Origin of the sequence: uncultured Eubacterium sp., from assembly GCF_945980375.1 — a bacterium.
Classification (GTDB): domain Bacteria; phylum Bacillota; class Clostridia; order Oscillospirales; family Acutalibacteraceae; genus Eubacterium_R.
Window position 1 is genome coordinate 1 of sequence record NZ_CAMFQO010000014.1, and the last position, 11,668, is coordinate 11,668.

At 37.3% G+C, this 11,668-nt stretch carries 8 protein-coding genes, 1 tRNA gene and 1 pseudogene; 3 read left to right on the plus strand and 7 right to left on the minus strand.

Features of this window, described 5'->3' with window-relative positions:
* Window positions 1-142: 142 nt before the first annotated feature.
* The 3 genes from Q0P34_RS05050 to Q0P34_RS05060 form a co-directional block, all read right to left on the minus strand.
* Window positions 143-988, minus strand: coding sequence for a glycoside hydrolase family 43 protein (locus Q0P34_RS05050; protein WP_294953790.1), 846 nt, complete (start codon window positions 986-988; stop codon window positions 143-145).
* Window positions 989-1,013: 25 nt separating this feature from the next.
* Complete coding sequence (locus Q0P34_RS05055; protein WP_294953793.1) at window positions 1,014-2,336, minus strand: metallophosphoesterase; 1,323 nt, start codon at window positions 2,334-2,336, stop codon at window positions 1,014-1,016.
* A gap of 100 nt (window positions 2,337-2,436) precedes the next feature.
* The gene (locus Q0P34_RS05060; RefSeq protein WP_294953795.1) at window positions 2,437-3,249 is read right to left on the minus strand and encodes an AraC family transcriptional regulator; all 813 of its coding nucleotides are present in this window, start codon (window positions 3,247-3,249) and stop codon (window positions 2,437-2,439) included.
* A gap of 113 nt (window positions 3,250-3,362) precedes the next feature.
* Here Q0P34_RS05060 and Q0P34_RS05065 point away from each other — a divergent pair.
* From Q0P34_RS05065 to Q0P34_RS05075, 3 genes and pseudogenes are all read left to right on the plus strand, one after another.
* Window positions 3,363-5,147 (plus strand): annotated as a pseudogene (locus Q0P34_RS05065) (alpha-galactosidase); the annotation flags it as partial.
* A gap of 27 nt (window positions 5,148-5,174) precedes the next feature.
* Entirely contained in the window at window positions 5,175-5,447 is a 273-nt protein-coding gene (locus Q0P34_RS05070; RefSeq protein WP_294953894.1) for a GH36 C-terminal domain-containing protein, read from the plus strand.
* A 9-nt stretch (window positions 5,448-5,456) separates the two neighbouring features.
* Window positions 5,457-8,435 (plus strand): glycoside hydrolase family 38 C-terminal domain-containing protein, encoded by a 2,979-nt coding sequence (locus Q0P34_RS05075; protein WP_294953798.1) that lies wholly within the window; start codon window positions 5,457-5,459, stop codon window positions 8,433-8,435.
* A 100-nt stretch (window positions 8,436-8,535) separates the two neighbouring features.
* Here Q0P34_RS05075 and Q0P34_RS05080 read toward each other — a convergent pair.
* The 4 genes from Q0P34_RS05080 to Q0P34_RS05095 form a co-directional block, all read right to left on the minus strand.
* Window positions 8,536-8,618: transfer RNA gene (locus Q0P34_RS05080), tRNA-Leu, on the minus strand.
* Between the two features lie 140 nt (window positions 8,619-8,758).
* Window positions 8,759-9,727 carry a DUF6625 family protein gene (locus tag Q0P34_RS05085; protein WP_294953801.1) on the minus strand — a complete coding sequence of 323 codons (969 nt, stop codon included), beginning with the start codon at window positions 9,725-9,727 and terminating at the stop codon, window positions 8,759-8,761.
* Between the two features lie 32 nt (window positions 9,728-9,759).
* Window positions 9,760-10,848 (minus strand): glycosyltransferase, encoded by a 1,089-nt coding sequence (locus Q0P34_RS05090; RefSeq protein WP_294953803.1) that lies wholly within the window; start codon window positions 10,846-10,848, stop codon window positions 9,760-9,762.
* A 105-nt stretch (window positions 10,849-10,953) separates the two neighbouring features.
* Window positions 10,954-11,661, minus strand: coding sequence for a sigma-70 family RNA polymerase sigma factor (locus tag Q0P34_RS05095; protein WP_294953806.1), 708 nt, complete (start codon window positions 11,659-11,661; stop codon window positions 10,954-10,956).
* Window positions 11,662-11,668: the final 7 nt, after the last annotated feature.

Genomic DNA, 11,668 nt, shown 5'->3' on the forward strand with positions numbered 1-11,668 from the left:
CTCAATACAATAAACAAAGCCCTGAAGGATGAATAAAAAAACAGATTGAACATTCAAATTCAATCTGCTTTTTTATTCCCTCAACCATATATAAAATACAACAACTACCTTCGTATAATTGTTTATATAATTTTTCTCTTGATTATAATTTCTTTTTCAAGCTATCGCAATTGTCGATTAACTCAATAAACGCAGGGTGCTCCGAGCCTGTTTTATTCGGCGTGTGATATGTTAAATAAATTTTGTTGTTTGTTCCAAAAATCATCCCGTGACCGCCGTCATCATCAATAAGCGGTTCGATATGCTCAAAGCTCCCTTTAATTGTACCGTCATTGAAGCGAACAACACATTCGGCATACTTATTATTAATAAAGGTTGACCAAATCATAAGAAGCACGTTATCCTTTGTTCTAAACATAAACGGACCGTCAGTAATATAATGCTTAAAAGGAATTTTTACTTTAACCCATTTGGGATCTGTTGCCCTAAACATTGTTACAGGCTCTCCGACAGAATGAGTTAAATCATCGCTTAACTGAATATAGCACATTGCACCGTCATAAATTTGTGTGTGCTCGTGGCAAAAAACAAGATAAGGCACATTATTTTCAATATATAGTGTGCCGTCAAGACATTCCCATTCTGTCGGCGTCAGCTTGCCGTCACTATGAGGCTTAAACGGACCGAGAGGACTATCGGACTTTAAGGCATAGGTTCCTCGCATACCGTCTGTTAGGGTAACGAGCATATAGTACGCATCGTTGTATTTATGCACCTCAGGTGCCCAAACGACCTCTTTGTTCATATCAAATTCAATAGAATTAAAGCACTCAACAGGCTCGCTCCAATTTTCTAAATCCTTTGAGGTATAAACATCAACACCGCCGACAAACCTGCCAAAATTCTGTGCCCTTGTTCCATACATATAATATGTATCATCCTCGACCAACACAAAAGGATCACGAATATTTATCTCATAGCTTTTCATAAGCCCTCCTAATCTGTCATAATTATTACCTATTAAAATTATTACAATTAATATCAATAACAGCTTCGTAATCCCGTTGCTTTTCGTCGCCTATCATTGACAGAATGAAAGTGTCAATGTCCGACAGCACGAGATTTTTTGCGCCCATTTTCTTTTCGACTATATGAGTAACGGGATGAAGTCTTTTAAGCAGCTTTTCCATTGCCTCATACATCGGCGTGCCCTTTACATATGGCTCATTGCCGACAAAAATATTTCTTACAAGCTCTATTCCTACATCTCTTGCAAGGCGGTTTTCAATACTTTTATCGACCTTGAAGCAAAGCAGTCTGCCTAACTTTTTAAGTGTAAAGCCGTCAAGAATTTTCTTTGCGGGAGAGGGCAGAATTTCATCCATTTTGTAATTTATCATTCGGTTGAAGCGCCACTCAAAATACTCCTTGGCGGTTTTGCCCTGCTTATCGTATTCAAAATCATCAATGGTATATGATTTAATTTCTGCCTTGCCTTCTTTAATTGTTACCTTTCTGTATGCACACGGACAGCCGACAAAGCAGCCTGTTTGCACATCGGTTATTGTATTTCCTTTTTCAGTGGTGTAATCGGTAATTGCCTGCGCATGCATATGACCTGTGAATATAAGGTCAAGACCTGCGTCGGCAAATTCATTGGCACGCTTTTCCCAATCGGTCAGCTTTGCATCGCCTATCAAATTCATAATAGGCGAGAAAGGCAAAAGCGGATAGTGCGTCATTGCGAATATGTAATTACCGCTTTCATGAGCTTTTTTTATTTCTTCAAGTGCCCATTTCATTTGGTCGTCCCACAAGCCCTTAAAATTCTTGCAGTCGCCGTCGCAGTTAAGAGCAAGAAGTCTTATTCCGTCTGCTATTTGCGCAACATAGCTCATACTGTCACGGTGCTCGCTTATTGCGTCGTCAAATCCGAAATCCTTATAAAAATCTCTCAGCTGGGCTCTTGGCATACCCTTAACGCTTATCGTCTCGTTGCCGTCAAATTCGCAGGGTTCATCGTCCTCGCAATAATCGTGACGGGCGGTTATCAAATAAATTTTTTTGCCCTGCTCTTTGAGATTATACAGCCTTTCCCGAAAGCCTATATGGCTTTGGTACTCGCCTCTGTAAACCAAATCACCGGGGATAAGAATAACATCTGTATCCTTATCCTGTGCTATCTGCTCAAAGCCTGCGTCAATTATTGCTGGCGTTTCGGCAATGCATTTTTGGTCGGTTACGCTTCTTTTTTCATAAGCCTCGCCGGTTGACTTAAACGAGCTGTCAAAATAATGAGTATCCGTTACAAGATAAAAGGAAAACGGCTTTTCCATATTTTCATCCCCTTTTGCATTTATAAAATACCACATTATACTGCCTATATAAATAAGCAATATCACTCATAATGTTAGGATTATAACTATTATTCGGTAATTACTCTTTTCTCGTTTTCCTTCTGTATTCAACAGGAGAACAGCCTACGGTTTTTTTGAAGCTTGAAGAAAAATACTGCTGATCAGCATAATGAAGTGTTTTTGAAATAGTGCCTATACTTACATTTGTATGAGTTAAATATGTTTTTGCCGCGTCAATTTTTTTATCTAAATAATACTGATAAGGAGTAATTTTGTATTTATTCTTAAAAACATTGATAATATAGTTTTTTGAATAATTCATATTTTCACAAAGCTTATCAAGATTAAAATAGCTTTCAACACATTCATCAAGCTTTTTTCTGATAATATCGGGCAAATCTGCATTTTCTATTAATATGCGATTTCTTATATACATAAAAATATGCATAAGATTTATAGTTATTTTATTTACCATTAAATCATAAGGTATGTCCTGCCGTGATATTTCAACGATTTCTTCAAAATATTTTTTTACGGAGTCACAGTTTTTGAACAAATATGTATCCTTCGGCAAATAACAATTAATCAGGCTGTCGGCAAAATCACCTGTAAAAACTATCCATAATTTGTGCCAAGGGTTATTACCGTCTGATTTATATTTATGCCTACTTCCAACCTTCAAAAAGAAAATATCGCTTTTTTCGGGCACAAGATGCTGACCGTCAATATCAAGAGTTCCCTTTCCGTCTATGATAAATTCCAATGCATTCAAGTCGGAGCATGCTCTTTCAATTTTGAAGGTTTTATCGCAATATGTTTCGCCAACAATATCTATTTTAAGCGGATCATTTTCATTATTTAAGGCAGAAAAATTCTTAAATTTCTCAATCATAATTATAATCCTAACAAAATACATAATATTTCACATTTATATAAAGGTATTTATGTGATATTTTAATAATAGCTAAAAATATAAATTAAGTCAAATTTAAGGAGAAAATCATAATGATAATTTGCAAAAACAACATTTTTGTTCTTGAAACAAAAAAAACCCATTATGTTTTAGGTGTTGACAAATACGGATATAACCGTCACATACACTGGGGCAAAAAGTGTAATGCCGAGGATTATTTTATAAAAGAAGGCAGAGATGAAAATTCAAACCACTCAATGCTTGATGATTACAAACAAGAGTATACACCGTTCGGACAGACAATGTACAGAGGCAGTTCAATCAAAGCGAAATTTTCGGACGGTTGCCGTGAAATAAACCTGAAATTTGACGGATACGATGTAGACGGAAATACGCTTAAACTGAATTTTTCAGATAAGCACTATCCGTTGACAATTACTCTTAACTATGAGATTTGTGATGACTGCGATATTATCACAAGGTAGACTACGGTTAAGAATAAATGTGAGGAACCTATATACTTTGATAAGCTTTTCAGTGCGGAATTTAATCTCCCCTCAAAAAAGCCATACACCTTTAAGAATACAAATGGTGCATGGGGTGGTGAAAATATTGAAACCAATACAACACTCGAAGGCAGTACATTTGTAAGTGAAAGCCGAAAAGGCACATCAGGTCATAATCAGTCACCGTACTTTATAGCATATCAAAATTCTGATGAAAAAAGCGGCGATGTTTATTTTGCTACCCTTGCATACAGCGGTAATTTTAAGGTTAAGGCTGAAAGAGATTTATTCAGCACCACAAGAGTTATAATCGGTATCAGTGATTTTGATTTTCTGTTTGAATTAAAAGCGGGCGAAGAATTTGAAACACCAAAGGTATTTTGCGGTTACACCCAAGGCTTTGGCGAAATGTCAAGGCAGATGCATAAATTTGCAATCAATAATGTTCTTCCTAAAAGCTTTAACGATAAGCCCCTGCCTGTGCTTTACAATTCTTGGGAGGCTACGGAATTTGATGTAAGCATTGAGGGGCAGACAGCATTGGCTGAGGTTGCCTCCAAAATAGGCGTTGAGCTTTTTGTTATGGACGACGGTTGGTTTGGAAAGAGAAATAATGATCGTGCAGGACTTGGCGACTGGTTTGTTAATAAAGACAAATTTCCAAACGGACTTGACGAACTTATCAATAATGTTAATGAGCTTGGTATGGATTTCGGTATTTGGGTTGAACCGGAGATGGTAAACAAGGACAGCGACCTGTTTAGAAATCATCCCGACTGGGCATATCATTACGATACAAGATATGCCTGTGAACTTCGTCATCAGCTTGTGCTGAATATGACAAGGACAGATGTTCAGGAATACATATTCAACTGCCTTAATGATTTACTGTCTAACCACAACATCAAATATGTAAAATGGGATATGAACAGACCGTTTTCAGAAACAGGTGCAGAAAATCTTGAATGTCCGCAAATGCTTTGGTATCTTCATACAAAGGCAGTGTATGATATAGTGGATAAGCTCAAGGCACTCCATCCCGATGTGGCAATAGAAAGCTGTGCATCGGGCGGTGGACGCTCCGACTACGGTGCACTTATGCATTATGACCAGGTGTGGACAAGTGACAACACGGATGCTATTGACCGTATGGTAATTCAAAAGGGATATTCTCTTTTAAGACCGATAAAAACAATGAGAGCCTGGGTTACTGATATTAATTGGTACAATAAGCCGTGCTCACTTGATTTTAGATTTAATATTGCAATGCAAGGCGCTCTCGGTATCGGCGGTGATTTAACAAAGTATTCCGAAAAGGATTTGGAAATCTGCAAAAGAAATATTGCTTTATATAAGGAAATAAGGGAGCTTGTTCAGTTTGGCAATCTTTACAGAAATATGGATATTGATGAAGACGAAATACTTTTCAATCAATATGTAAATGACGAAAAAACAAAAAGTGTTGCTTTCATTGCCTCAAACGGAACTAGATTTTTCAAAAAAGCCGTTCCTATGCGATTTGACGGACTTGATGAAGCGAAGCGATATACACTTACTGTTAACAATGAAACATATGAAAAAAGCGGAGCATACCTTATGAATGTCGGCATTGATTTAGAGGTACGATGCGCCGACTATAACAGGATAATCATAATTAAAGAAATTGATTAAGGTGATACTATGATGAAACGAAACGAGACGAGAGTTAACAGAATTAAAGCAGGCTTCGACAGAAAAATACGCGAAGCGTCCCGACAAAGCATTGTAAACAGTAAATTAACGGACGATAAGCTTCGTTTGATGATGAGGGTATGCAACCTCGCACCAAAATGGCTATCTTCCTTGGAAAATAAGATGTATAAAAAAATCGCACCTCTAAATTGCGAGGTGTGGAAGACTGCCGAGCCCATTGACTTTGAACACAAAGAAAACGGCGAACATATGGTGCTAAATGTCGGCGATGTGTGGAGTGATACTGTCTTTGACTGCGGTTGGTTTCATATTACAGGCGATATTCCAAAGCAGGATAACGCAGTCTGCCTTATTGATATTTCGGGAGAAGGCTTGGTTTACGCAAATGACGGCACGCTTATTAAGGGAATTACAACATATGCAAGTGAATTTGCATACGAATTCGGTTTGCCTGTTAAAAAGGTTATACCTATTACAGAAAGCATAATCAAAAACGACAAAATAGATTTCTATATTGACGGTGCTTGCAACGATTTGCAGGGAAACCTTTGTAACAGCGGAGAAATTATGCTTCTTGAAACGGCTGCATGCAGAGATGATATAAGACAGGTCAAGTATGATTTGGAGGTTTTGCTCGGTCTTTTTGACAGCTTAACAGAAAATGACGCAGAATACAGATTTGAAATTGCACAGGCAATTGACAATGCTCACAATTTTATATTAAAGAAGTATTATGCCTCTGCTCATAACGAGTTCGGAAAAATTTTGGACAAACCAAGCGAGAGTGATTTTGAAATAACTGCTCACGGTCACGGACATCTTGACCTTGCGTGGCTTTGGCCTATCAGAGAAACTAAAAGAAAGGGCGCAAGAACCTTTTCAAGTCAATTGTTTTATACTGAAAAATACAACGACTATGTTTTCGGTGCAAGTCAAGCGCAGCTTTTCCTGTGGATGAAAGAAGGGTATCCTGAGCTTTATTCAAGAATTACAAAAGCCGTTAAGCAGGGAAAAATTACAATTCAGGGTGCTGCTTGGGTTGAAAGCGATGTTAATCTCCCCTGTGCAGAATCGTTAATTCGTCAATTCCTTTACGGTAAAAAGTTTTTCAAGAATGAATTTGGAATAAACAGCAATGTTCTTTGGTTGCCCGACACATTCGGTTACAGCGGTTCACTGCCCCAGATTGTTAAAAAATGCGGGATTGACTATTTTATTACACAAAAGCTTTCTTGGAATACGGTTAATGAATTTCCTTATCAAACATTTAACTGGAAGGGTACTGATGGTAGTTGCGTACTTGCACATCTTCTTCCTGCAAATACATATAACGGACCATTAACTCCCGAGGAAATGCTTAGAGTTCAAAATACATATAAGGAAAAGTCAGTTTCAAATAATGCTATGATGGCGTACGGTGTAGGTGACGGCGGTGGTGGACCGTCTATGGACCATTTAGAAAGGCTTAAAAGAGTAAAAAATCTCAAAGGTCTGCCTAAAATCAACACCGTTTCAACTGATGAGTTTATGGAAAAGCTCGGACTAAACAGAAAAAATTATCCTACTTATCAGGGCGAGCTTTATTTGGAACGCCACAGAGGTACATATACAACGCAGGCGAAAAATAAAAAATATAACAGAAAAATGGAAATTGCACTTCGTGACTGTGAATTTTTCAGCAGTGTTGCCGAAAAGCTTTGCGGCTTCGATTATCCTTTTGAAGAAATCGAAACACTTTGGAAGGAAACTCTGTTGTATCAATTCCACGATATTCTTCCGGGCTCTTCTATTGCAAGAGTGTATGACGAATCTGTTAAACGATATGAAATAATCTATAACAAAACAAAGACATTAACCGAAAAAGCCTGCAAGGCAATTTCAGATTATTACAATTCGTCGTTATATTTCAATTCTCTTCCTTGGAAAAGAAACGGAATTGAACCAATGGGTGTTTCTTCTAAAATTGACAGTCAAGAGAATGCCTGCCGTAACGGTAACACTCTTGAAAACAGCTTTATAAAGGTTGTATTTTCCGAAAAGGGAGAAATAATAAGCCTTTATGACAAAAAGCAAAGCAAGGAATATGCAAACGGAATTATCAATGTATTCAAGCTTTATAACGATACCGGTGATTGCTGGGATATTGAACCCGTTTACTACTATGCATTTGAGCCCGAAACAGCAAAGCTGAAATCTATGACCTATCGTGATGATGCTGTTGAATTAGAATTTTCAGTAAGCAATTCTGTTATTAAGCAGGTTGTAAGATTATGCGATGATACTGTTCAGTTTGATACATATGTGAACTGGAACGAGAAAAACAAAATGCTTCGCGTTGATTTTCCTGTTACAGTTGAAAACGACTTTGCAAGCTATCAAATTCAGTACGGTCATATAAAAAGACCTACCACTCATAATGATTCAATAAGCCGTGCAATGTTTGAGGTCAGCGCTCATAAATGGTGCGACCTTTCAGGAAAGGCAAACGGTATTTCACTTATCAACGACTGCAAGTACGGTTACAGAATATGGGATTCAAATATCAGTATGAATGTTTTACGCTCGCCAAATTATCCGGGTAAAAAAGCAGACATCGGCGAGCATCATTTTAGGTATGCTTTATACACGCACACAGGTCAGGTTGACGATTCAAGGGTTTATGAAAAAGCATTTGAATTCAACACACCTGTTATCAGCATCGGCAATACAGCAAAAAGCGATATATCCAAAAGCTTCATAAAAACCGACAATGATAAAATAATCATTGATTCTGTTAAAAAGAGTGAAGACAAAAAGGGATATATCATTAAAATGTACAACTGCTCAGAGCAGGAGCAAACCTGTCGTATAATATCGGATTTGTTCAATGTAACTGTGCAAACTGATTTTGTTGAAAACATAATCGGCAAGCCGAATGATAAAATTATATTTGGAAAATTTGAAGCAAAGGCTTTTTATGCTGAATAATTTTTCATACTGTTTTATTAACGCTCAGACCTTCACAGGTTCAAGTCCTGTTTTATATAAATAATAAAAAGCAGATACCCAAAATGGTATCTGCTTTTTATGGTGCAGGTAACAGGACTTGAACCTGCACGGTTTCCCACTAGATCCTAAATCTAGCGTGTCTGCCAATTCCACCATACCTGCATTTATTCAAATCAGGCTCGTTTGAGTCTGATTTTTTCTATATTAAATTTTCACACCGGGGTATCGCTACCTAAATCCTGTGCAACTGCTAATTATAATAGCATTTATTGAAACGGATTTCAAGATATTTTTTCTTTTTATTATTTTTTGGATTTTAATGAACCCTTTATGTTAAATATTATACGCTCCGGAGTCAGCTTATGGCGATTCTGCCAAAGGCTCTTTGCGTAAAAGGCTAAGGGATGACTTACTCCCTTTGCGTTAATAAGCTTTTGTGTTAGCTTAAACGGCTTATCGGTAACAACGTCCGAATAAATCAAATACTCTGCCTTATCGGAATAATTTGAAACCTTATAGCTCATCGGTCTGCACCAAAAATGGATATAATAAAATTCCTCGTCATAAATCTTACCGTTATGAACATAATGGCGCAGAAGCGTTCCGTCCTTCCAGGTAAATACCTGTCGGTTATTCTTGTATTCGTCCTCATCGGGAAAGCAATCAAGATGAAACTTGGTTTCGTACTTTGTGAGGTTTGCAAAGTGAACCTCTTTATAATAATCTATACCAAGATGCTTATAGATATTCTCGATGCCTGTTTCGTCAAAGCCAAACGACTGTGATGTTGAATACACGGTTTTGTAATTTAGCAATCCGTCTATTTCTACCCTATGCCTTGAATTGACCTCGGGAGTGTTTTTGTACAAGGTAGAGTGACCGTAAAAGCCGACCTTTTCGTATTTTTCAAGAACGTCATCGGTCAAAAATTTACGGATATTGCCCCACATCAAATCACAATCGCAATGTCCCCAAAAATCGTATCCCTTAAGCTCCTCCTCAAAAATCTCACCGTAGGCATCACGAAAATCGCAAAGCTTCCAGCCTCGGTCAATCACAACAGGAAAATCAAATTTTTCCTGTATTCTTTTTCTCATATCATCAAACGAGCAGTAATTAACCTTAACATTTTGAGGATAATCGTACGGTGTTGTATCATCGGTAAAAATGAGCCAATCAACAGTAGGATTAGCCCCACAGCTGACAAGCCAAAGCGGAAAGCTTACGGGAAACTTACCGAAATACGGAACAACATAGCAAATAGATTTCATAAATAATACTCCTAAGGTATGAATAATTAATCTTACAGCTCTTGAGCAAGGTGAAGAAAGGTATCAACCTTACTTTCATCGGATAGATTATGCCTATACTCCACACAGTTATCAACATAATATTTTTCATTGCTTGCAATTCTATGCAAATCCTCCTCGTTCCAATTTGAATCGGCAATTCCCAAATTGTATTTGCTGATATATGAAGCGTTGTATGGAACGCAGGTAGTTATCACAGGTGTTGTGCATGCAAGCGACTCAACTATTGAAATCATATTGTTATCCTTTTCGGTATAAACAAGCATTGCCATAGCACCAGCAAGATATTCCTTTAGTTGAGCGTGAGGCATCTTTCCGAAAAACAATACATTTTCTTCAATACCTAATTTATTTACCTGAGCTTCAAGAGACGAACGTTCCTCGCCCTCACCCATTATGTAAAGCTTTGCGGTAGAATCATATTTTTTGAGATAATTATTAAACTTCTCAATAATCAGATTTATTCTTTTTCTTTTTATAAGCTGTGATGAAACAATAAAGTAGTTTTCCTTATCGGACCTTGCCTCAAACTTTTCAAGATTAACTCCGTGGTCAACAACGGTTCGACTGACGTTTTTGCAATAATTAGAAATAAAGCTGCGCGCCTCATTGCTTCGAGCGACAACCAAGGTGTTTTTGAAATATTTTTTTGCGATAAGATTATACCAAGCCTTTGACGGAATTTGCTTTAGAAAACGATTATGCTTTGCAATTTCGTGCCAAGCGATAACCTTGTTGGGAAATTTTCTTACAAGTGCGAGGGTACTTAATGAAAAAACCTCGCTTGAAATAATTAAATCAAAATTTTCCTGCGATGCATATTCTGCAATACCCGGACAAAACGGCAAAAGATTCGGCTTGAAAATGTTTTTATACACAGACTTAAACCACTTGATTTCAAATGGATAATCCTCATCAACGCTCGGCTTATAGTCCTGTGCAGCGGCAAGAGTAACATCTATGCCCTTTTTGTGAAAAGCAAGACACAGGTCATAAATCATAGTGTCCTTTATGGACTCAACGCGAGCAATATTTTCAGTTTCACTTGTGTATAAAATCAAATTTACAATTAAAACCTTCAAGCCGAATTCCTCTTAATTTTATGCTAAATGCATATAAAAATACAAATTTATATTATTTCCTTTGTAAATTTTATCACGCAAAAAATCAAAAGTCAAGGAGATATATCACTTGGTTATTTTTTGTGCCTTATCAAATTCCTTTTTAATACTTGCTATTATCTTTTTTTCAAGCCTTGAAATGTATGATTGAGATATGGAAAGCTTGTCGGCAAGCTGTTTTTGAGTTAACGGCTTATACCCGTTTAAGCCAAAGCGATTGAACATAATATTTTGCTCTTTTTCGGGAAGCTCTGACACAATTTTTCGCAGTAGCTTCTTTTCATCCTCGTATTCAATATTTTGGCATATTTCATCAGGCTCCGTGCCCAGCACATCACGAAGCGTCATTTCGTTTCCGTCCCAATCTGTACTAAGCGGTTCGTCAAACGAAAGCTCTATTTTTGAGTTACCTGCCTTTCTTAAATACATCAAAATTTCGTTTTCTATACATCTTGAAGCATAGGTTGCAAGCTTAATGTTTTTTGTGAAATCAAAGGTGTTTACGGCTTTCATCAGACCTATTGTACCGATTGATACCAAATCCTCTGTTGTTGCCGTTGGGCACTCATATTTTTTTGCTATGTATACCACAAGGCGAAGATTATGCACAACAAGCAAATCCTTATTGCTTTCATCACCGCAGGCTATTTCCAGCATAATTTCCTGCTCCTTTTCCTTGCTCAGCGGTGGTGGCAATGTATCGGGTCCGTTGATATAATGACAGCAGTTTTTTGCAAAAAGCTTACCTATCATTTTTACTATTATATTTTTCATATGTACA